The organism is Ramlibacter sp. GS1-15 (assembly GCF_057785015.1).
Map to the genome: position 1 here is coordinate 2,397,170 of NZ_JBYNTU010000001.1, position 21,065 is coordinate 2,418,234.

General features: G+C 67.2%; 17 protein-coding genes. 5 read left to right on the forward strand and 12 right to left on the reverse strand.

Going from position 1 to position 21,065, the window contains the following annotated elements; translation table 11 throughout:
* The first annotated feature begins 10 nt into the window (after positions 1-10).
* Positions 11-1,123 carry a 5-methyltetrahydropteroyltriglutamate--homocysteine S-methyltransferase gene (locus tag AC3EF3_RS12065; protein WP_488532393.1) on the forward strand — a complete coding sequence of 371 codons (1,113 nt, stop codon included), beginning with the start codon at positions 11-13 and terminating at the stop codon, positions 1,121-1,123.
* Positions 1,124-1,155: 32 nt separating this feature from the next.
* Positions 1,156-2,127: a Vgb family protein gene (locus tag AC3EF3_RS12070; RefSeq protein ID WP_488532394.1), complete on the forward strand. Its 972-nt coding sequence runs from the start codon at positions 1,156-1,158 to the stop codon at positions 2,125-2,127.
* A gap of 4 nt (positions 2,128-2,131) precedes the next feature.
* Here AC3EF3_RS12070 and AC3EF3_RS12075 read toward each other — a convergent pair whose 3' ends face one another.
* The 3 genes from AC3EF3_RS12075 to AC3EF3_RS12085 are packed head-to-tail and all read right to left on the reverse strand — an operon-like array spanning position 2,132 to position 5,237.
* The gene (locus tag AC3EF3_RS12075) at positions 2,132-3,094 is read right to left on the reverse strand and encodes a Bug family tripartite tricarboxylate transporter substrate binding protein (RefSeq protein WP_488532395.1); all 963 of its coding nucleotides are present in this window, start codon (positions 3,092-3,094) and stop codon (positions 2,132-2,134) included.
* Positions 3,095-3,106: 12 nt separating this feature from the next.
* The gene (locus AC3EF3_RS12080; RefSeq protein WP_488532396.1) at positions 3,107-4,306 is read right to left on the reverse strand and encodes a CaiB/BaiF CoA transferase family protein; all 1,200 of its coding nucleotides are present in this window, start codon (positions 4,304-4,306) and stop codon (positions 3,107-3,109) included.
* Positions 4,299-5,237 (reverse strand): hydroxymethylglutaryl-CoA lyase, encoded by a 939-nt coding sequence (locus AC3EF3_RS12085; RefSeq protein ID WP_488532397.1) that lies wholly within the window; start codon positions 5,235-5,237, stop codon positions 4,299-4,301. The genes AC3EF3_RS12080 and AC3EF3_RS12085 overlap by 8 nt, the downstream gene beginning before the upstream one ends.
* Positions 5,238-5,312: 75 nt before the next feature.
* Here AC3EF3_RS12085 and AC3EF3_RS12090 point away from each other — a divergent pair, with 75 nt between their 5' ends.
* From AC3EF3_RS12090 to AC3EF3_RS12100, 3 genes are read left to right on the forward strand one after another with little or no spacing between them, the layout of a single operon-like run.
* Positions 5,313-6,215, forward strand: coding sequence for a LysR substrate-binding domain-containing protein (locus AC3EF3_RS12090; RefSeq protein ID WP_488532398.1), 903 nt, complete (start codon positions 5,313-5,315; stop codon positions 6,213-6,215).
* Positions 6,212-8,185: an aconitase family protein gene (locus tag AC3EF3_RS12095; RefSeq protein WP_488532399.1), complete on the forward strand. Its 1,974-nt coding sequence runs from the start codon at positions 6,212-6,214 to the stop codon at positions 8,183-8,185. The genes AC3EF3_RS12090 and AC3EF3_RS12095 overlap by 4 nt, the downstream gene beginning before the upstream one ends.
* Positions 8,186-8,238: 53 nt before the next feature.
* Positions 8,239-8,532: a GYD domain-containing protein gene (locus tag AC3EF3_RS12100; protein ID WP_488532400.1), complete on the forward strand. Its 294-nt coding sequence runs from the start codon at positions 8,239-8,241 to the stop codon at positions 8,530-8,532.
* A gap of 3 nt (positions 8,533-8,535) precedes the next feature.
* Here the strand turns inward: AC3EF3_RS12100 and AC3EF3_RS12105 are convergent, their stop codons facing one another.
* From AC3EF3_RS12105 to kdgD, 9 genes are all read right to left on the reverse strand, one after another.
* Positions 8,536-9,459 (reverse strand): hypothetical protein, encoded by a 924-nt coding sequence (locus tag AC3EF3_RS12105; protein ID WP_488532401.1) that lies wholly within the window; start codon positions 9,457-9,459, stop codon positions 8,536-8,538.
* A gap of 7 nt (positions 9,460-9,466) precedes the next feature.
* The gene (locus AC3EF3_RS12110) at positions 9,467-11,044 is read right to left on the reverse strand and encodes a hypothetical protein (RefSeq protein ID WP_488532402.1); all 1,578 of its coding nucleotides are present in this window, start codon (positions 11,042-11,044) and stop codon (positions 9,467-9,469) included.
* Positions 11,045-11,147: 103 nt separating this feature from the next.
* Positions 11,148-12,674 (reverse strand): SpoVR family protein, encoded by a 1,527-nt coding sequence (locus AC3EF3_RS12115; protein WP_488532403.1) that lies wholly within the window; start codon positions 12,672-12,674, stop codon positions 11,148-11,150.
* Positions 12,671-13,945 carry a YeaH/YhbH family protein gene (locus tag AC3EF3_RS12120; protein WP_488532404.1) on the reverse strand — a complete coding sequence of 425 codons (1,275 nt, stop codon included), beginning with the start codon at positions 13,943-13,945 and terminating at the stop codon, positions 12,671-12,673. The genes AC3EF3_RS12115 and AC3EF3_RS12120 overlap by 4 nt, the downstream gene beginning before the upstream one ends.
* A gap of 61 nt (positions 13,946-14,006) precedes the next feature.
* A complete protein-coding gene (locus AC3EF3_RS12125) occupies positions 14,007-15,929 on the reverse strand; it encodes a PrkA family serine protein kinase (RefSeq protein WP_488532405.1) in 1,923 nt (640 codons plus the stop codon).
* Positions 15,930-16,254: 325 nt separating this feature from the next.
* Positions 16,255-17,580, reverse strand: coding sequence for a glucarate dehydratase (gene gudD / locus AC3EF3_RS12130; RefSeq protein ID WP_488532406.1), 1,326 nt, complete (start codon positions 17,578-17,580; stop codon positions 16,255-16,257).
* Positions 17,581-17,597: 17 nt separating this feature from the next.
* Positions 17,598-19,151 (reverse strand): galactarate dehydratase, encoded by a 1,554-nt coding sequence (gene garD, locus AC3EF3_RS12135; RefSeq protein ID WP_488532407.1) that lies wholly within the window; start codon positions 19,149-19,151, stop codon positions 17,598-17,600.
* A 19-nt stretch (positions 19,152-19,170) separates the two neighbouring features.
* Positions 19,171-20,130, reverse strand: coding sequence for a Bug family tripartite tricarboxylate transporter substrate binding protein (locus AC3EF3_RS12140; RefSeq protein ID WP_488532408.1), 960 nt, complete (start codon positions 20,128-20,130; stop codon positions 19,171-19,173).
* A gap of 20 nt (positions 20,131-20,150) precedes the next feature.
* A complete protein-coding gene (gene kdgD, locus AC3EF3_RS12145) occupies positions 20,151-21,062 on the reverse strand; it encodes a 5-dehydro-4-deoxyglucarate dehydratase (RefSeq protein ID WP_488533781.1) in 912 nt (303 codons plus the stop codon).
* Between the last annotated feature and the right edge of the window lie 3 nt (positions 21,063-21,065).

Here is a 21,065-nt window from a genome sequence, read left to right on the forward strand (position 1 = left end):
AGACACCACCATGATGAAACTCCCCGCCCGCTACGACCATGTCGGCAGCTTCCTGCGGCCCAAGTACCTGCTGGAAGCGCGCGAGAAGAAGGCCAAGGGCGAGATCACGCCGGCGCAGCTGCGCGAGGTCGAGGACAAGGCGATCACCGAGATCGTGAAGTTCCAGGAGGACATCGGCCTCAAGAGCATCACGGACGGCGAGTTCCGCCGCACCTACTTCCACATCGATTTCCTGGAGCAGCTCGGCGGCGTGAAGACCGACATCCCGGTCACGATCAAGAAGCCCGACGGCACCGAAGAGCTCGCACCGCCCGTGATCCGCGTGATCGACAAGGTGCGCCACGCCAAGGACATCCAGCGCGCCGATTTCGAGTACCTGAAGTCGCAGGTGAGCGCGGGCCACACGCCCAAGGTCACGATCCCCTCGCCCACCATGCTGCACTTCCGCGGCGGGCGCGCGGGCATCAGCAAGGAGGCGTATCCCGAGCTCGACCCGGTGTTCTACGACGACGTCGCGAAGGCCTACGGCGACGAGCTGCGCTCGCTGTACGAGGCCGGCGCGCGTTACGTGCAGATGGACGACACCAACCTCGCCTACCTGTGCGACGAGAAGATGCGCGAGGCGGCGCGCCAGCGCGGGGACGACCCGAACGAGCTGCCGCACCGCTATGCGAAGTTCATCAACAAGGTGGTCGCGCAGAAGCCCCAGGGCATGCTGCTGGCGATGCACCTGTGCCGCGGCAACTTCAAGAGCACCTTCGCCGCGCAAGGCAACTACGAGCCGGTCGCCGAGGCGCTGCTCAAGGAAATGGACATCGACGCGTACTTCATGGAGTACGACGACGACCGCTCGGGCGACTTCCGCCCGCTGCGCTACCTGCCCAAGGGCAAGACCGTCGTGCTCGGTCTGGTGACGACCAAGTTCGGCCAGCTCGAGAGCAAGGACACGCTCAAGCGCCGCATCGACGAGGCATCGAAGTACGCGCCGATGGAACAGCTGGCGCTCTCGCCGCAATGCGGCTTCTCGAGCACCGTGCACGGCAACCTGATCGCCGTGGATGACCAGCGCAAGAAGTTGCAGCTCGTGGTGGAGACCGCGCGCGAGGTGTGGGGCGACGCCTGACGACGTAACATGGCAGGCGAAAGGAGCCTGCCATGCCTGTCTCCCGCCGCGGCTTCGTCGCGAGCGCCAGCGTCATCGCGCTACCCAGCCTGGCGCTTGCGCAACCCCGAACCCAGTCCTGGCCGCTGAAGACCCCGCGTCGGGCCGGCATCCACGACGTCTCGCCTGCGCCCGACGGCGGCGTGTGGTTCACGGCGCAAGGCAGCGGCCATCTCGGGTGGTTCGACCCGAAGACCGGCAATGCCGAACTGGTCGCGCTCGGACGTGGCTCATCGCCCCACGGCGTGGTGCAAGGCCCGGACAAGGCGGCGTGGATCACGGACAGCGGACAGAACGCGATCGTGCGTGTCTCGTGGCCGCAGCGCGAAGTGAAGGTCTTTCCGCTACCTGCCAACGCCCCGGACGCGAACCTCAACACCTGCGCCTTCGACGGTGATGGCGACCTGTGGTTCACGGGCCAGGCCGGCTATGTGGGCAAGGTCGCGGTGAAGACCGGCCAGGTCACGGCGAAGGCCGCACCGCGCGGCCGCGGGCCGTACGGCATCTGCGCTACACCAGCGGGTGACATCTGGTGGTGTTCGCTGGCCGGATCGTTCATCGCGCACATGGACCGCAAGACCGCCGAATCCACGGTGGTCGAGCCGCCCACGCCCGACCAGGGCGCACGCCGCATCTGGAGCGACGGCCGCGGCCGCCTGTGGGTGAGCGAATGGCTGGCCGGCCAGCTGTCCATGCACGACCCGAAATCGGGCGAATGGCGGCAATGGAAGTTGCCGGGCGCCAAGCCGATGACCTACGCGGTGTTCGTCGACGACCGCGATATCGTGTGGGTGAGCGACTTCGGCGGCGACGCGGTGCTGTCGTTCGATCCGCGCACCGAGAAGTTCGAGCCCTACAAGTTCCCGCGCTCCGGCATCGCCGTGCGCGAAATCCAGGGCCGCCATGGCGAGGTGTGGCTGCCCGAAAGCGGCACGGACCACATCTCGGTGATCCGCACCGTCTGAACGTTCACTGCGGTTCCAGGCCCGCTTTCTTCACGAGCGCCGCGTACTTCGCGAACTCGCTGCGGAAGAACGACTGCGCCGCCTCGGGCGTGGAGATCGCGATCGTGTTCCCCTGCCTGGCCATCGCTTCCCTCACTTCGGGCGTGGCGAAGGCCGTCTCGAACGCATCGTGGATGCGCTTGACCTCGGCGGCGGGCAGGCCCTTCGGCCCCACGGCGGCGAACCAGCCGTCGACGATGTAGCGCGGCAGGCCCTGCTCGGCGAAGGTCGGGATATCCGGCGCGGCGGCGAGCCGTTGCGGCGACGAGGTGCCGATCGCGCGCAGCGAGCCTTGCTTCAGCTGTCCCTGGATCGAGGGCAGCGCGAGCACGCCGAAGTCCACCTGCCCGCCCATCAGGTCCGTGAGCATCGGCCCGACGCCCTTGTAGGGGATGTGCTTGGCCTTCACGCCCGCCTCGTCGAGGAACATCTCGGCCGCGAGGTGCAGGATGGTGCCGTTGCCCGACGAGCCGTAGTTGACCGCATCGGGCCTGGACTTGATCAGCGCGATCAGCTCCTTCGCGTTGCGCGCCGGCACCTTCGGGTTCACCACCAGCACGAGCGGTGTCGAGCCGATCACGGCGATGGGCGTGATGTCGTTCAGCGGGTCGAACGGCACGGACTTGAGCACGCTCGGGTAGATCACGTGGTTGTTCGACACGACCGAGAGCGTCAGGCCGTCGGGCGCCGACTTGATCATCGTGGCCGTGCCGATCACGCCGCCGGCGCCCGGCTGGTTCTCGATCACCACCGGATGGCCGAGCGACTTCGACAGTGCCTGGCTGCTCGCGCGCACGATGGTGTCGACGCCCGAGCCCGGCGCGACGGGGAGGATGAACCGGACCGGCTTCTCGCCGATCTGCGCGAAGGCCGCGGGCGCGAGCGTCGCGGCGGCGAGCGAAGCCGCGAAGTCACGGCGATTGATCATGTCTTGTCTCCTTCAGTTGATGACAGCCTTGGTGCGCAACTCGTCGATCTGCGCATCGGTGTAGCCCAGGCTTTCGAGCAATTCGCGGGTGTGCTCGCCCATTTTCGGCGGGTCCATGCGCACCGGCAGGCGCGCGCCGTCCATCGTGATCGGGAACAGCGTCGTCTTCACCGTCTCGCCCGCGCGCGGCCCGTCCGGCAGCTTCACGTCGGCCAGGCCCCCGGTGGCGAGCAGGTGTTCGTCCGTGAGCAGGTCTTCCGGCTTGCGGATCGGCGCGAACGGCAGGCCTGCCTTCTCCATGGTCGCCGCGATGTCGGTCGCGCTGCGCTGCGCGAGCCGCTCCGCCAGCTCTTTCAGGAGCCGCGGGCGCTGCTGCACGCGCATGTTGTTGGTCGCGAGTTCGGGCTCGGCCTTCAGGTCCGCGAAGCCCAGCGCGTCGCAGAACGTGTTCCATTGTGCATCGCTCACGGCTGCCAGGAAGATCTGCTCGCCGTCCTTCACCGTGAACACGTCGTAGATCGCCCACGGGCTCTTGCGCGCCGGCATCGGCGCGGGATGCTCGCCCGTCACCGCGTACTGCAGGATATGCTGGCCGACGAGGAACACGTTGTTCTCGTACAGCGCCGACTGGACCTCCATGCCGCGGCCGGTGATGCCGCGCTGCACCAGCGCGCCGAGCGTGCCGATGGCACCGAATAGGCCGCCCATGATGTCGTTGATGCTGGTGCCCGCGCGGATCGGGTCGCCGGGCCGGCCCGTCATGTAGGCGAGCCCGCCCATCATCTGCACGACCTCGTCGAGCGCGGTGCGGTGCTCGTAGGGCCCGGGCAGGAAGCCCTTGTGGCTCACGTAGATCACCTTCGGATTGCCGGCGCTGATGCTCGCGTAGTCGAGCCCGTACTTGGCCATCGTGCCGGGCTTGAAGTTCTCGGCGACCACGTCGGCCGTCGCGCACAGCCTGCGCGCCGCTTCGGCACCTTCGGGCGAATGCAGGTCGAGCGCGATGCTCTTCTTGTTCCGATTGAACATCGGGAAGAAACCCGCTCCCGCGCCGAGCAAATTGCGCGTGCGGTCGCCGTCGACAGGCTCGACCTTGATCACTTCCGCGCCCATGTCCGCGAGCACCATGCCGCAGGTCGGGCCCATGACCATGTGCGTGAACTCCACCACACGCAGGCCCTTGAGCGGCTGCGGCACGGCCGGGTCACGCATGGTCCGCCTCCTTCGATTCCTTCTTCATCGTCTTCGGCAGGCCGGCGCGCCACACGTGGCCGTGCAGCGATTCGCCCTTCAACCATTGCGCGACCTTGGCACGCAAGGCGATCAGCGCATCGAAGTCCTGGCCCACTTCGACCCCCATGCTGGCGAGCATGTACGCCACGTCTTCAGTCGCCACGTTGCCGCTCGCGCCCGGGGCATGCGGGCAGCCGCCGATGCCGGCGATGCTCGCGTCGAACCGCGTGATGCCGAGCTCGAGCGCGGCATACACGTTGGCGAGCGCCAGGCCACGCGTGTCGTGGAAATGCGCGCAATTGAGCTTGCCCCGCGCGATGGGCAGCACGGCTTCGAAGACGCGCCTGACCATCGCGGGATCGGCATAACCCACCGTGTCGGCGAGGCTCACGGCGTCGACGCCCGAATCCAGCACGGCCTTCACCAGCCGCACGACTTCGGCGACATCGACCTGGCCCTGGATCGTGCAGCCGAACGCCGTGCTGATGCCGATCTCGATCCGGGTCCTGGAGCCCGAGGCGTCGCGCTCGTCGACGATGCGCGCGATCTCCGCCACGACCTCGTCGGGCGTCTTGCGCAGGTTGGCCAGGCTGTGAGCGTGGCTGGCCGACAGCGGCAGCAGCATCAGCTCGGCCTTGCATTCCATCGCGCGTTGGGCGCCCTTCATGTTGGGCACGAGCACCGAAGCCTTCAGGCCCGGCAGCGTCTGCGCGAAGGCCAGCACCTCGGCCGTGTCCGCGAGCTGCGGCAGCAGGCGTGCCGGCACGAACGAGCCGACCTCGATCTCGCGCTGGCCCGCGGCATGGGCATCGCGCAGCCACTCCTTCTTCGCTTCGGTGGGAACGACGGTGGCGATGCTTTGCAGGCCGTCGCGCAGGCCCATCTCGCGAATGATCACTTGTTGCGGCATGGATGCAAGTCTAGAATTTCCTGAACGAAATTTCTTCGACCGTTTGGAAGCCTTGACGTTCCGATCGGGAATATCTTGCGCGACCTCGATCTCACCACCCTGCGGCTGTTCGTGACCGTCTGCGAGACGGGCAACATCGCGCGCGCCGGCGAGAAGGCCAACATCGTCGGCTCCGCGATCAGCAAGCGCCTGGCGCAACTCGAAGAGGCGCTGGGCACGCCCCTGCTCGCACGCAAGCGGCACGGCGTCGTCCCGACCGAGGCGGGCAATGCGCTGCTCGAGCACGCGCGCGCGATGCTGGCGAGCGCCGCACGCATCGAGCGCGACATGGGCGCCTTCGCTTCCGGCGTGCGCGGACAGGTGCGCATCCTCGCCTCGGCGTCGGCCCTGGCGGAATCGCTGGCCGACGACGTCGCGTCGTTCCTGAAGATCCCGGCGCACAGGAACATCCAGGTCGACCTGGAAGAGCGCGTCAGTCCGGAGATCGTTCGCGGCATCCGCGAAGGCGCGGCGTCGCTGGGTGTGTGCTGGGATGCGGCAGCCATCGGCACCTTGCGGTCGCGGCCTTATCGCAGCGACCACCTGGCGATGGTGGTGCCCCGCGCCCACCCGCTCGCGAGCCGCAAGAAGCTGCGCTTCGAGGAAACGCTCGAGTACGAGCACGTGAGCCTGCCCGTGAACAGCGCCGTGCAGGTGCTGATGCACCGCGCCGCCGCCCAACTGGCGCTGCCGCTGCGCCAGCGCATCATCGTCACCAATTTCGAGGCGGCCCTGCGCGTGGTGCGCGCGGGCCTGGCGATCAGCATCGTGCCGCGCGAGGTCGCGGAAATCTACGCGCAGGCCTACGGCCTCAAGATCATCCCGCTCGCCGAACCCTGGGCCGAGCGGCGCTTCATCGTGCTGTTCCGGGACGCGGACTCGCTCCCGCCGGCGGCCCAACTGCTCGTCGAACACCTGGCGAGATTCCGTGCCCCATGAACGAACTCCTGGCCCTCGGCCCTGCGCCACGCATCCTCTATCTCTGCACGGATCCGCAGGCGGTCCGGCGACAGCTCGCGGGTGAACGGCTCACGCCCGGCGAGGCCGGCGAATTGCGCGACGACGTGTCCACCGACGAGATCACGCCGGTGGCGATCATGTCCCACTACGACGCGAAGCTCGCTCGCTTCGCGTACACCGGACTGAAATGCGGGGCGCAGACGCCAGTGGCTGCCGGGACCGTGCAGGCCGCGGGTTTCAGCGTCACCGTGGCGGGCGCACGCTACGGCAAGGGATCGTCGCGCGAACACAGCCCGGCAGCCGAAAGCTACGCAGGCATCCGCATCGTCGTCGCGCGCAGCTTCGAACGGATCTACCGCCAGAACGCCGACAACATCGGCCTGCTCACATCGACGGACTTCTCGCTGCTGGCGCGCATCGAACGGGGCGAAGCCGTGGGCCTCGACGAGATCCTTGCGGGACGCGACGAACTCGCCACGCGCATCGTGCGCAGCGGCGGGCTGCTCGCCTTCGGGCAGCAGTACCTGCGCGACGCGCGCCCCGCCCCGCAGCCCGCGCAAGGTCCGCTCACCCTGTTCGAAAAGATCGTCGCGCGTCACCTGCTCGAAACACCGGTCACGCCCGCACAGCCCCGGCCCGGCGACGGTGTCTTCGTCCGCGCGGACTGGCGCTTCATCCACGAGTACTACACCGGCATGGCGGCCCACATGCTGGATTCGGAACTGGCGGGGGTGCCGCTGCGCGATCCGGCGTCCATCGTGGTCTTCGAGGACCACACCTCGTACATCGGGCAGAGCCCCGCGCACCTGAAAGCGGGGCTGGTGCCCAACATGCGCACCATGGTGCAGGCGCAGCGCGATTTCGTCGCGCGCCAGGGGCTGCGCTTCCATCGCACGCTGACCGACGAGGAAGCCGCGTCGGCGGCGGGCGGCGATGCCGCCGGCATCTCGCACGCGATGATGGCCGAGCACTACGCCCTGCCCGGCCAGCTGATCGCGGGCACCGATTCGCACACGCCGCACAGCGGTGCCTTGGGCTGCGTCGCGTTCGGCATCGGCACCACCGACATGGCGAACGCCTTCGTCACGGGGGCCGTGCGACTCACGATGGCCGAGTCGCTCCTCATCCAGCTCGACGGCCCGGTCGCGCCCGGCGTCACCGCGAAGGACATCGTGCTGCACCTGCTCGCGCTGCCGCCGATCCGCGCCGGCAGCGGCGTGGGCAAGGTTTTCGAATTCGCCGGCAGCGCGATCGCCAGGCTGTCCATCGACGAACGCGCGACGCTCACCAACATGACGGCCGAACTCGGCGGGCTCACCGGCATCGTCGCGCCGGACCACGAGACCGCGCGCTTCCTGCGCGAGCGGCGCGGCGTCGACTTCACCATCGAGCCGTGGATGCGCAGCGACGAAGGCGCGCATTACGCCGCGACGATCCGTGTCGATTGCTCGCGGCTGTCCCCGTACGTCGCGTCGCCGGGCGACCCGGGCAACGCAACGCCGCTCGACACCTTGCGCGAACACGTGAAGATCGACATCGCCTATGGCGGCTCCTGCACTGCCGGCAAGCGCGAGGATTTCGACCACTATCACGAGGTGCTGGCCTGGGGACTCGCGCGCGGCTTGCGCATCTCGCCGCACGTGCAGCTCTATCTCCAGTACGGCACGACCGCCGTGCGGGACTACTGCGTCGAGCGCGGCTACGACCGCACGTTCGCGGCGGCGGGCGCACGCATCCTGCAGCCGTCGTGCGGCGCGTGCGCGAACTGCGGACCGGGCTCCTCGACCGCGGCCTCGCAGGTCACGGTGAGCGCGATCAATCGCAACTTCCCTGGCCGGTCGGGCCCGGGCCAGGTGTGGCTCGCGAGCCCACCGACCGTGATGGCCAGCGCCCTGGCGGGCGAGCTGGTGTCCTTCGAAGCCTTGCGCCGTCGAGCTGGCGCGGTTTGAAAAACGGCGGGTCGCCGCCTAATCTGCAAGCCCCCGATCGCAAGGAGAGAGCCATGCCCAGCTATGTCGTCCTGATCAATTTCACGGAACAGGGTCTGCGCACCGTCAAGAACACCGTCAGCCGCGCCGACGCGGCGAAGGAAGCGGCGGCCGGCTTCGGCGTCAAGATGAAGGAAATCCTCTGGACGCAGGGCCAGTACGACGTCGTCACCCTCCTGGAGGCCAATGACGAGCAATCGGCCGTCGCATTCGCGCTTGCTCTCTCCGGCCAGGGCAACATCAAGATGCAGACCTTGCGCGCCTTCACGCGCGACGAAGTGTCTGCGATCCTGAAGAAGGTGCCTTGAACATCAGGGCAGCAGGTCGCTGGAAGCGAGCGGCCTGCCCGACTGAATGAGCGCGAGCAGGCGCGCCCGTTCGGCCTGGACACGCGACGCGTCGAGGTTCGCGTAGCGTGACGCCACGCGCGTGCGGTAGTCGCCGTCGCATGCGCCCTCGGCCGCGCACAGTTGCAGTGCGGCGAGAGCGCTCGCGCTGCAGTCGAGGCCGAGGTCGCAGGCCACGAGCGGCAGCGCCGCATCCACCTCCTGCGCGCGCTGGACCAACGCGGCATCGGCTCCCCGCGTTTGCGCGAGCGCCGAGGCGACACCCGCCATGCCTGCCACCGCCGCGGGGTCGCTCGCGGCCAGGCCTTGGGCCACCAGCACGTCGACACGATCGAAGCGGCCGGCCTGCAGGTCCTCGACGGCACGCACGCCGGGCTCTTGGGCGGACGCGGAGTCCTTCAGGCTGCGCAGCGTTCCTTGCACCACGTCGCGCGGCTCACCCGCGATGCCCGCGCAGCGCGCGAACAGCGACCGGTACGCGGCTTCGCGGGCGGCGCGGTCTTGGGCAGGCAGCGCGCGGATCAGCGGCTCCGGTGAGGGCGTCTCGCCCTGCGAGCCGAGGAACGCGGGAACGCACGCGCCGAACGCGCGCGCCGCGATGCGTTGCGACACCGGGTCGCTGCGGATCGAGTAATCGTCGAACACACGCTTGAGGTCGGGCGCGGTGCCGATCGGGTCCGCTGCCGTTCGCGCCGCCGCACCGGGTGTGCGCGCCGTCGCAGCGGACGGCGCCGCTCGCGCCGTATCGTCGCCCGCCGGTGCGTTGCGGGCGACTGCGCCGGGTGCCGGCGGGGCCAGCGGGGCCGGCGGGCGATCCGCCCACCACAGCACCGCCAGCGCGCCCGCGCACACGACGCCGAGCAGCGCGGGCGCCAGCCCGGGCCGCATCACCGCCTCACTGGCAGCCGGCGATCTTGAACGACGCGATGCGCGTGTTCCAGTTGAAGGTGCCATTCGCGGGCAGGTACTGGCCCGTGTACCAGAACGTGCAGTCGTCCACCGGGTCCACGCTCATGTGCGTGTAGTCGCCCCAGCGGCTCAGGTTCGACAGCTGCGAGCCGCCCCCGGTGATGATGGTCGCCTCCGCACCGAGGGAGCCCGCCGGGTCGGACGCGAGCCGCGTCGCGAACGCCAGGCTCGGGACCACGCTGGTGCTCGACTTGGAATAGCCCACGGCCATGTTGCCCTGCTTGTCCATCGCGATGCTGCCCATCCAGCGGTAGGTCGTGTCGGGGCTGTACGACGCCTGCTGGAAGATCGTCGGCGTTGCCGACATGTCGCGGATCTCGTACCAGCGCACCGCGGAGTTGCCCGAGCCGCGCTTGTTCGTGCTGTTCACCTGCACCGAGTGGTTCACCACCATGCGCTCGACGCCGTTGATGTTGCGGTAGGCCAGGCGGAACATCAGCCGGTCGGCCAGCGAATCCAGCTTCTGGCTCGTGCCGGGCTGCGGCACGCACGTGCCGCCTGCGCAGGCCGCGTTGTAGGCGGCGACCGGAATCGAGATCGGGCCGGTGAGCGTCGTGTTGGCGGCGTTGTTCCAGTCGACGTGGAACTTCCACAAGCCCAGCGAGCTGGAACCCGACAGACGGCTCACGATGTAGTTGGGCGAGCCGGCGGGCGGCGGTGTCGATCCATCGAGGTCCGCGGGCAGCAGGCCGCCGTAGCTCGACGAGAGCTGGAAGCATTGCTGCGTGGCCGGCTGCCCGGCCAGCATCGCCGCGCGGTCGTACGCGCACACCTTCGCGCCCTGGAAGGTGCTGTTGAACATGTTGAACGTGACGTAATAGCCGTCCGGCCACACGCCCATCTTCGGGTAATCGTTCATCATGCTGTACTGGAACGCGTACAGGTTGTACGCACCGGTCGCGTCGGAGGTTTGCGACACCGCGACGCACTGCCAGTAGCCGGCGCTGCCGCCGGGCACCGCGAATTGCGAGAGCACCCAACGCCCCGCCGCCTTGTCGTATTGCACGACGGGATCGCCATCGTTGCTGGTCGCGCATGCGCCGCCCAGCGGCTGGAACAGCGTGTTGCCGGCGACGGGACCCATCACGCGCGCACCCGTGGCCTTGTCGTACACCGCGAGGCTCACGTTCACCCATTGCACGTATTGCGTGGCGCCGACCGCGCCCGTGGTGTCGGGCGGCGCGTAACGCGAGGTGGTTCCGAACGCACCCGCATTGATACCGTCGAACCCCAGCCCGGGGGTCACCGCGGCCGTGGGACCTGCGCCGTGCACGACGGGATCGGCAGCCAGGCCGGGTGCATCGACCAGAGGGATCTGGCGCAAGGGGCGCACGCGATGTTCGGCGCCGATGCCTTCGGTCTGCGCCATCGCGCCGCGCAAGCTCGGCAGGTGGGCCGAGTGGACTGCGGGGGACTGCTCGGCGCCTTGCATCACGACCTGCGCGTGCGACGTCGCGGCCAAGGTAGCGGTCGCCAGCGCCACCGCAACATGAGCGAGCTTCATTCGGATTCCTCCCAGGAAGTTGCGCGCAGCGCGCCCGCGCAGCGCTGGGCGCGAATACTGCCCGGCTGTTCGCCCGTTGGGTGTAGTAAGTTGTTACGCCAGCTCAGCCGTGTGGCACCGGCGTCACTTCCCAGTGCTGCAGCACGCGGTCATGGCTGTCGACGCTTTCCAGGCGTACGCGAAAACCCCACAAACGCGCGACGTGCTTGACGACTTCCTCGGCGCCGTTGTCCAGCGGCCGGTCGTTGTTGCGCGTGTGGCGCAACGTGAGCGAGCGGTCGCCGCGCAGGTTGACGTTCCACACCTGGATGTTCGGCTCGCGCCAGTTCAGGTCGTGCTGGCGCGACAGCGCCTCGCGCACGCGCCGGTAGCCGCTCGCGTCGTGGATGGCGGACACCTCCAGTTCCTTCTGCGTGGAGTCGTCCACGATAGCGAACAGCCGGAAGTCGCGCATCATCCGCGGCGAGAGGTATTGCCCGATGAAGCTCTCGTCCTTGAAGTGGCGCATGGCGTAGTCCAGCGTCTTGCGCCAGTCGCTGCCTGCGATGTCGGGGAACCACTCGCGGTCCTCATCCGTCGGGTTCTCGCAGATGCGGCGCAGGTCGCAGAACATGTTGAAACCCAGCGCGTACGGGTTGATGCCGCTGTACGCCGGGTGGCCCACGGGCGGCTGGAACACGACGTTCGTGTGCGAGGACAGGATCTCCATCATGTAGCCGTCGGTCAGCATGCCGCGGTCATACATGTCGTTGAGCAGCGTGTAATGCCAGAACGTGGCCCAGCCCTCGTTCATCACCTGCGTCTGGCGCTGCGGGTAGAAGTACTGGGCGATCTTGCGCACGATGCGCACGATCTCGCGCTGCCACGGCTCCAGCAGCGGCGCGTTCTTCTCGATGAAGTACAGGATGTTTTCCTGCGGCTCTTCCGGGAAGCGCCGGTGTTCCTTTTTCGACTGCTTGCCCGCTGCCCTGGGCAGCGTGCGCCACAGGTCGTTCACCTGCTGCTGCAGGTAGGCCTCGCGCTCCTTGCGGCGCTGCTCTTCCTCGACCATCGAGATCTTCTGCGGCCGACGGTAGCGGTCCACCCCATGGTGCATCAGCGCATGGCAGGCGTCGAGGATCTCCTCGACGGCATCGAGCCCGTGACGCTCCTCGCACTCGGCGATGTAGCTCTTGGCGTACACGAGGTAGTCGATGATCGAGCTCGCGTCCGTCCACATGCGGAACAGGTAATTGCCCTTGAAGAAGGAGTTGTGCCCGAAGCAGGCGTGCGCCATGACCAGCGCCTGCATCGGCATCGTGTTCTCCTCCATGAGGTACGCGATGCACGGATCGGAATTGATGACGATCTCGTAGGCCAGGCCCATGTGGCCGCGGCGGTAGCTCTTTTCGCTGGAGATGAACTGCTTGCCGAACGACCAGTGGCGGTAGTTCACCGGCATGCCGACCGACGCGTAGGCGTCGAGCATCTGCTCGGCCGAGATCAGCTCGAGCTGGACCGGGTAGGTATCGAGGCCGAAGCTGTGCGCCGTCTCCTTGATCGCCTCGAAATACTCCTCGATCAGCTCGAAGGTCCAATCGGATGGAGAGGGCAGGCGTTTCGACTTCGGCCTGACGTCGTCGGTGATCATGCGGTCCCCGCCGGTTGTTTCTTGAACAGGTCGCGGAACACGGGGAAGATCTGAGCGGGCGTCACGATCTTCTGCATCGCGAAGTTCATGTTCGAGTCGCGCACCCGCGCATACTCTTCCCACAGGTTCTGGTCTTCGTCCGCCACCTGCACATAGGCGAAGTAGCGGCACAGCGGCAGCAGCTTGTCGTCGAGCAGCTCGCGGCACTTGGACGAATCCTGCTGCCAGTTGTCGCCGTCCGACGCCTGCGCGCCGTAGATGTTCCACTCGGAGCTGGTGTAACGGTCGCGGATGATTTCGTGCATCAGCGTGAGCGCCGACGACACCACCGTGCCGCCGCTTTCGGTCGCGTGGAAAAACTCGTCTTCCGTGACTTCCGCCGCCTGCGTGTGGTGCCGGATGAAGATCACCTCGGTCTTCTCGTAATGGCGCGACAGGAACAGGTACAGCAGGATGAAAAAGCGCTTGGCCAGATCCTTGCGCGCCTCGTCCATGGAGCCGGACACGTCCATCAGGCAGAACATGACGGCCTTGCTGGTGGGCAGCGGCTCGCGCACGCGGTTGCGGTAGCGCAGGTCGAACGGGTCGAGGAAGGGCACGCGCGCCAGCCGGGCGCGCACATGGCGGATTTCCTCCTCGACCTTGGCGATCTGCGTGCCGGGAGCGTCTTCGTCCTTCAATTCGTCCAGGAGCTTTTCGAGCCTGCGCAATTCGGGACGCGCATCCCCGCCCATGGCGATGCGCCGCCCCAGCGCCACGCGCATCGAGCGCACCACGTGCAGGCTGGTCGGGTTGCCCTCCGAGACGTAACCGGCGCGGCGCGTCTTCCATTCCGGCACGTCGGCCAGCAATTGCGTACGGATGAGCCGCGGCAGCGCCAGGTCGTCGAAGAAGTAGTTCATGAACTCTTCGCGCGTGATGCGGAAGACGAAGTCGTCTTCGCCCTGCCCATCCGGCGAAGCGCCCCGGCCGCCCGCGCCACCCGCCCCGCCTTGCGGACGCTGGATGCGGTCGCCCTTCACGTACTCGCGGTTGCCCGGATGCACGATCTCGCGCGTGCCGCCGGGGCCGTGGTTGAAGACCGGCTCGGACACGTCGCGCTTGGGCAAGGAGATGTCCGTGCCCTGCTCGATGTCCTTGATGCTGCGGTCGCCCACCGCCTTGCGCACGGCATCGCGAATCTGTTCGCGGTAGCGGCGCAGGAACCTCTCGCGGTTGCCGATCGACTTGTTCTTGCCGGACAAACGCCGGTCGATCACCTGGTGGAGCATGGAACGCTCCGGCTTGGGAAGGGAAACCACTTCTTCTCCGTCTCGACCCTCTCCGGCGGCCTCAGGAACTCTTGCGCACGCGCAGGTACCACTCGCAGAGCAGGCGGACCTGGCGCGTCGTGTAGCCCTTCTCGACCATGCGGTTCACGAAGTCCTCGTGCTTCTTCTGCTCGTCGGCGCTGGCCTTCGCATTGAAGCTGATCACCGGCAGCAGGTCCTCGGTGTTCGAGAACATCTTCTTTTCTATCACGGTGCGCAGCTTTTCGTAGCTCGTCCACACAGGATTCTTGCCGGCGTTGTTGGCGCGGGCGCGCAGCACGAAGTTCACGATCTCGTTGCGGAAATCCTTCGGGTTCGACAGGCCGGCCGGCTTCTCGATCTTCTCGAGCTCGGCATTGAGCGCGGCGCGATCGAAGATCTCGCCCGTGTCGGTGTCGCGGAATTCCTGGTCCTGGATCCAGAAGTCGGCGTACGTGACGTAGCGGTCGAAGATGTTCTGCCCGTACTCCGAGTAGGACTCGAGGTAGGCCGTCTGGATTTCCTTGCCGATGAATTCCGCGTAGCGGTTCGACAGGTGTTCCTTGATGTACGAGAGGTACTTCTGCTCCGTTTCGGGCGCGAACTGCTCGCGCTCGATCTGCTGCTCGAGCACGTACATCAGGTGCACCGGATTGGCCGCGACCTCGTTGCTGTCGAAGTTGAAGACCTTCGACAGGATCTTGAACGCGAACCGCGTCGAGATGCCCGTCATGCCCTCGTCGACGCCCGCGTAGTCGCGGTACTCCTGGTAGCTCTTGGCCTTCGGGTCGGTGTCCTTGAGGTTCTCGCCGTCGTAGATCAGCATCTTGGAGAAGATGCTGGAGTTCTCGGGCTCCTTCAGGCGCGTGAGCACGGAGAACTGCGCCATCATCTTGAGCGTGCCGGGGGCGCACACCGCCTCCTTGAGCGACGAGTTGCGAAGCAGCTTCTCGTAGATGTGCACTTCCTCCGTCACACGCAGGCAATACGGCACCTTGACGATGTAGATACGATCGAGGAAGGCTTCGTTGTTCTTGTTGTTCTTGAAGGCCTTCCACTCGGATTCGTTCGAGTGGGCCATCACGATGCCGTCGAACGGGATCGCGCCGAACCCCTCGGTGCCCTTGAAGTTGCCCTCCTGCGTGGCGGTGAGCAGCGGGTGCAGCACCTTGATCGGCGCCTTGAACATCTCGACGAATTCGAGCAGGCCCTGGTTCGCCAGGCACAGGCCGCCGGAGTAGCTGTACGCGTCCGGATCGTCCTGGGCGTAGGTCTCCAGCTTGCGGATGTCGATCTTGCCGACCAGCGACGAGATGTCCTGGTTGTTCTCGTCACCCGGCTCGGTCTTCGAGATCGCGATCTGCTTGAGGATCGACGGGAAGCGCTTGACGACCTTGAACTTGCGCACGTCGCCGCCGAACTCCTCCAGCCGCTTCACGGCCCAGGGCGACATGATCTTCTGCGTGTAGCGGCGCGCGATGCCGTACTGCTGCTCCAGCAGCGGGCTGTCCTCCTCGTTGGAGAACAGGCCCAGCGGCGATTCGTTCACGGGCGAGCCCTTGAGCGCGTAGAACGGCACCTGCTCCATCAGCTGCTTGAGGCGCTCGGCGATCGACGACTTGCCGCCGCCCACCGGCCCCAGCAGGTAGAGGATCTGCTTCTTCTCTTCCAGCCCCTGGGCCGCGTGGCGGAAGTGCGAGACGACCTGCTCGATCGGCTCCTCGAGGCCGTAGAAATCCTTGAACGCCGGATAGATCCGGATGCTCCTGTTGCCGAAGATCCGCGAAAGCCGGGGATCATGGCGCGTGTCGACCATTTCGGGCTCGCCGATCGCCGCGAGCATGCGCTCGGCCGCGGTCGCATACGCCATCCTGTCGCGCTTGCACAGATCGAGGTACTCCTCGAGCGACAGTTCTTCCTCTCGCGTCTGTTCGTAACGCTCGAGGAAATTGCGGATCACATCCATGAAGAAACCTCCTTCGTGTCGACTGCTTGAGCGCTGGCGTTCTTCCGGTCAATGCCACACCACTGTACTCCTGGAGACAGCGTGTCGCGGGTTGTCGTCTGTCAGCGCGTTTCCGGGTTCACTGTAGGTGAACGGTAGATAAAAACAAGGGGGCCGCAGTTCCTCTCGCGCGCCTAGGGAAAGCGCGAGTCGCCGCAGTGTGCGATTTGTGCGTTGAGTGTTGATCGCACGCCGATGTCGCGCGCGAAATACACCACACTCCCGTCGGGATTGTGGTTAAGCTACCGTGTGGTCAACGGCAGCTTGCAGGACCGTGCCCGGTGCGTCAGCGCACGAGGCAGGGGCGCTTCGGGTCGAACTTCCACCCACGCACCAGGTATTGCATCGCGGTCGCGTCGTCGCGCGCACCCAAGCCGTGCTGCTTGTAAAGCGCGTGCGCCTTTTCCACTTCCGGCATGTCGAGTTCGATGCCCAGGCCCGGCTTCTTCGGCACATCGACGCAGCCGCCGCGAATGCGCAGCGGCTCCTTCGTGAGGCGCTGGCCATCCTGCCAGATCCAGTGCGTGTCGATCGCCGTCACCTTGCCCGGCGCGGCGGCGCCGACGTGCGTGAACATCGCGAGCGACACGTCGAAATGGTTGTTCGAATGCGAGCCCCAGGTCAGGCCCCAGTCGCGGCAGGTCTGCGCCACGCGCACCGATCCCTGCATCGTCCAGAAATGCGGGTCGGCGAGCGGGATGTCCACCGCTTGCAGCGACAACGCGTGTGCCAGCTGGCGCCAGTCGGTCGCCACCATGTTCGTCGCCGTCGGCAGGCCCGTTGCGCGGCGGAACTCAGCCATCACTTCGCGGCCCGAGAAGCCTTCTTCCGCGCCGCAGGGGTCTTCCGCGTAGGCGAGCACACCGTGCATGTCGCGCATCAGGCGGATGGCGTCCTTCAGCAGCCAGCCGCCGTTCGGGTCGAGTGTGACGCGTGCCTGCGGGAAGCGCTCGTGCAAGGCGCGCACCGCGTCGACTTCTTCCTCGCCGCGCAGCACGCCGCCTTTCAGCTTGAAATCCTGGAAGCCGTAGCGCGCTTGCGCGGCTTCGGCCAGGCGCACCACCGCTTGCGGTGTCAGCGCCTCCTCGTGGCGCAGGCGCGTCCAGTCGTCCTCGGCGCCCGCGCCGTTGTCGTACGCGAGGTCGGTCTTGCGGCGGTCGCCGACGTAGAACAGGTAGCCGAGCATCTGCACCGATTCGCGCTGCTGCCCTTCGCCGAGCAGCGCCGCCACCGGCACGCCCAGGTGCTGGCCCAGCAGGTCGAGCAGCGCCGACTCCACGGCCGTGACGGCGTGGATGGTCGTGCGCAGGTCGAACGTCTGCAGGCCGCGGCCGCCCGCGTCGCGGTCCGCGAACTTCGTGCGCATCGCGTGCAGGATCGCGTTCATGCCGCCCACCGGTTGGCCTTCGACGAGCGGCCGCGCGTCCTCCAGCGTCTGGCGGATCTTCTCGCCACCCGGCACTTCCCCCACGCCGGTGTGGCCGGCGTTGTCCGTGACGATGACGAGGTTGCGCGTGAAGAACGGCGCGTGCGCGCCCGAGAGGTTGAGCAGCATGCTGTCGCGGCCCGCCACGGGCACGACGCGCATCTGCCGGACGATCGGAGATGTCATTGGGGAAATAGGGGAAATCAGGTGACGGGTGCGGGGTTGAACAGCACCAGCGAGTTGTGCAATTGCCAGCGCTCGGCCCAGGTCTGCCGGCGGCCGCTCGCGACATCGAGCATGAGGCGGAACAGCTCCCAGCCCACCTCCTCGATCGTCTTGCTGCCGTCGGCGATGGTGCCGGCGTTGACGTCGATCAGGTCCTTCCAGCGGTTCGCGAGCTCGGTGCGCGTGGCGACCTTGATCACCGGCGCTTCGGCCAGGCCATAAGGCGTGCCGCGGCCTGTCGTGAAGACATGCAGGTTCATCCCCGCCGCCAGCTGCAGCGTGCCGCAGATGAAATCGCTCGCCGGTGTCGCCGCGTAGATCAGGCCGCGCTGGCCATCGAGCCTGTCGCCGGGACGCACGACGCCGGAAATCGGCGCGCTGCCGGATTTGACGATCGAGCCCATCGCCTTCTCGACAATGTTGGCGAGGCCGCCCTTCTTGTTGCCGGGCGTCGTGTTGGCGCTGCGGTCCACGCTGCCGCGCTGCAGGTAGTCGTCGTACCAGGCCATCTCGCGGATGATCGCCTGCGCCACGTCGTCGTCCACTGCGCGCGAGGTGAGCTGGTCCACCGCGTCGCGCACTTCGGTCGTCTCGGAGAACATCACCGTCGCGCCGGCGCGCACGAGCAGGTCGGTGCAATAGCCGACCGCGGGATTGGCGGTGACGCCCGAGAACGCGTCGCTGCCGCCGCACTGCACGCCGACCACCAGCGCGCTCGCGGGCACCGTGACGCGCTGGCGCGCGTTCAGGCGCTCCAGGTGCGGGATCGCCTGCTGCACGACCGAGGCTATCATCGACTGGAAGCTGGTGTGCTTGTCGTCCTGCAGCACGATCACGTCGAGCTGCTGCGTTTCGGTGGCGACGGACACCGGGAACGATCCCGGCGGCATCAGCCGCTCCGGCTGCAGTTTCTCGCAGCCCAGGCTGATCATCATCACTTCGCCGCCGAAGTTCGGATTGAGCGAGATGTTGCGCAGCGTGCGGATCGGGATCTCCGCCCCGGGCGCGTCGATCGCGACGCCGCAGCCGTAGCCGTGCTCCAGCGCGACCACGCCGTCGATGTTCGGGTAGCGCGGCAGCAGCTCGGCGCGGATGCGCTCGGCCGCCACGCGCGCCACGCCGGCGACGCATTGCACCGTCTGCGTGATCGCAAGCAGGTTGCGCGTGCCGACCGAGGCGTCCGCGTTGCGATAGCCCTCGAAGGTGTAGCCCTCGATCGGCTCCATCGCGCGCGGCGCGGGTTGCGGCCTGGGCAGATCCGACAGCGAGCGCGCCTCGGGCATGCGCAGCAGCCGCTCGTGAATCCAGCTGCCGGCCGGGATGTCGCGCAGGGCGTAGCCGATCACGACGTTGTAGCGCACGACCGGGTCGCCCTCGCGCAGGTCCGCCAGCGCGATCTTGTGGCCCTGGGGCACCCGGTCGCGCACCGTCAGGCCGTCGGCGAAGACGGCGCCCGGTGCCAGGCCGCCGTCGTTCACCACGATCGCGACGTTGTCGCTCTCGTGCATGAGGATGCGGCGCGGTTCCGTCATGGCTCTCGATTCTCCGCGATCAGTCGGCCGTGATCTTGCGCGTTTCGATCAGGTTCCTCCAGCGGGCGAATTCGCTCGCCTGGAACTGGGTGAACTGCTCGGGGCTGTTGCCGACGATCTCGAAGCCGAGCTCGAGCAGCTTGGCCTTGATCGCGGGATCGTTCAGGGCGGCGACGACCGCATCGTGCAATTTCGTCCTGATGTCGGTGGGGATCCCCTTGGGCGCGGCGAAGGCCTGCCAGGAGGTCACGACCACGCCTTTCACGCCGGCTTCTTCCAGCGTGGGCACGTCGGGCAGCAGCGGTGACCGCCTGGTGCTGGTGATGGCCAGCGCACGCAGCTTGCCGGCCTTCAGCTGCGGCATCGCCGTGTTGACGTTCATGAACGACGCATCGACCTGCCCGCCGACCAGGTCCGTGGTGGCCGGGCCGCCGCCCTTGTACGGAACGTGGATGCCGCTGGTGCCGGTCTGCTGCCAGAATAGCTCGGCCGTCAGGTGGTCGCTGCTGCCGTTGCCCGAGGACGCGAACGTCATCTTGCCTGGGTGCGCCTTCTCGTAGGCGAGCACGTCCGCCAGCGTCCTGTGCGGCGAGTTCGCCGGCACGGCCAGCACGTTGGGCGCCTGCACGGCGACCGTGATGTAGTCGAAGTCCCTGGTCGCGTCGTAGCCGACGTTCTTCATCAGGTGCGGACCGATCACCAGCGGGCCGAGCGAGGTGACCAGCAGCGTGTAGCCGTCGGCCGGCGCGCGCTTGACCATCGCCGTGCCCACGGTGCCCCCGGCACCGCCCTTGTTGTCGACGATGAAGGAGCCACCGAGCTTTTCCTGCATCTTGGGCGCGACCATCCGTGCGATCAGGTCGGTGGAGCCGCCGGGCGGGAACGGCACGAGCATCGTGACGGGCTTCTCCGGATAGGCGGCGAAGGCGAATGCCGTGAACGCGAATGCGGCGGCGAAAGCAGCGAGTGCTTTTTTCATAGGGGTGTCTCCGGTAATGCTTATTGGGGACCGAGCTTCGCGATGAGCGCCTGGAGCTGCTCCATCTCCTCGGGTTTGAGGTCGGTGAGCGGCGTGCGCACCGGCCCGGCGTCGTGACCCACGAGTTTCGCGCCGGCCTTGACGATGCTCACGGCGTAGCCCGCGCCGCGGTTGCGGATCTCGAGGTAAGGCATGAAGAATTCGCGCAGCAGCCTGTGCTGCGTGGCCAGGTCGTCGGTGCGCACGGCTTCGTAGAACTGCATCGCCGTCTTCGGGATGAAGTTGAACACCGCCGACGAGTACACCGGCGTACCCAGCGCCTTGTACGCCGCCGCGTAGACCTCCGCCGTCGGCAGTCCGCCGAGGTAGGCGAAGCGGTCGCCCATCTTCATATAGATCGAGGACATCAGCTCGATGTCGCCGATGCCGTCCTTGAAGCCGACCAGGTTGGAGCAGCGCTCGGCCAGCTTCGCGAGCGTGGCAGGCATCAGCCTCGATTGGCCGCGGTTGTAGACGATCACGCCGAACTTCACGCTCTTGCACACGGCCTCGACGTGCGCGGCCAGGCCTTCCTGCCCCGCTTCGGTGAGGTAATGCGGCAGCAGCAGGATGCCGTCGGCGCCCGCTTCTTCCGCGGCTTTCGCGCAAGCAATGGCGAAGCGCGTCGGGCCGCCCGCGCCGGCGATGATCGGCACCTTGCCGCGACAGGTGTCCACCGCGGTCTTGATGATCCGCGGGTACTCGTCGCCCGTCAGCGAGAAGAATTCGCCGGTGCCCCCGGCGGCGAACAGCGCCGTGGCGCCGTAGGGTGCGAGCCATTCCAGGCGCGCGGCATAGCCCTTGGCGTTGAAGTTGCCTTCCGTATCGAAGTCCGTGAGCGGGAACGACAGCAGGCCGGACGAGATGGTGGTCTTGAGTTGTTGCGGGGTCAGCAT

Excerpts from the sequence above, each read along its gene's own strand:
- AC3EF3_RS12120 (WP_488532404.1), bottom strand. The coding sequence starts at position 13,945 with ATGCTCCACCAGGTGATCGACCGGCGTTTGTCCGGCAAGAACAAGTCG.
- AC3EF3_RS12110 (WP_488532402.1), bottom strand. The coding sequence starts at position 11,044 with ATGAAGCTCGCTCATGTTGCGGTGGCGCTGGCGACCGCTACCTTGGCC.
- AC3EF3_RS12115 (WP_488532403.1), bottom strand. The coding sequence starts at position 12,674 with ATGATCACCGACGACGTCAGGCCGAAGTCGAAACGCCTGCCCTCTCCA.
- AC3EF3_RS12105 (WP_488532401.1), bottom strand. The coding sequence starts at position 9,459 with ATGCGGCCCGGGCTGGCGCCCGCGCTGCTCGGCGTCGTGTGCGCGGGC.
- AC3EF3_RS12065 (WP_488532393.1), top strand. The coding sequence starts at position 11 with ATGATGAAACTCCCCGCCCGCTACGACCATGTCGGCAGCTTCCTGCGG.
- AC3EF3_RS12070 (WP_488532394.1), top strand. The coding sequence starts at position 1,156 with ATGCCTGTCTCCCGCCGCGGCTTCGTCGCGAGCGCCAGCGTCATCGCG.
- AC3EF3_RS12075 (WP_488532395.1), bottom strand. The coding sequence starts at position 3,094 with ATGATCAATCGCCGTGACTTCGCGGCTTCGCTCGCCGCCGCGACGCTC.
- AC3EF3_RS12095 (WP_488532399.1), top strand. The coding sequence starts at position 6,212 with ATGAACGAACTCCTGGCCCTCGGCCCTGCGCCACGCATCCTCTATCTC.
- AC3EF3_RS12125 (WP_488532405.1), bottom strand. The coding sequence starts at position 15,929 with ATGGATGTGATCCGCAATTTCCTCGAGCGTTACGAACAGACGCGAGAG.
- gudD (WP_488532406.1), bottom strand. The coding sequence starts at position 17,580 with ATGACATCTCCGATCGTCCGGCAGATGCGCGTCGTGCCCGTGGCGGGC.
- AC3EF3_RS12100 (WP_488532400.1), top strand. The coding sequence starts at position 8,239 with ATGCCCAGCTATGTCGTCCTGATCAATTTCACGGAACAGGGTCTGCGC.
- AC3EF3_RS12085 (WP_488532397.1), bottom strand. The coding sequence starts at position 5,237 with ATGCCGCAACAAGTGATCATTCGCGAGATGGGCCTGCGCGACGGCCTG.
- garD (WP_488532407.1), bottom strand. The coding sequence starts at position 19,151 with ATGACGGAACCGCGCCGCATCCTCATGCACGAGAGCGACAACGTCGCG.
- AC3EF3_RS12140 (WP_488532408.1), bottom strand. The coding sequence starts at position 20,130 with ATGAAAAAAGCACTCGCTGCTTTCGCCGCCGCATTCGCGTTCACGGCA.
- AC3EF3_RS12080 (WP_488532396.1), bottom strand. The coding sequence starts at position 4,306 with ATGCGTGACCCGGCCGTGCCGCAGCCGCTCAAGGGCCTGCGTGTGGTG.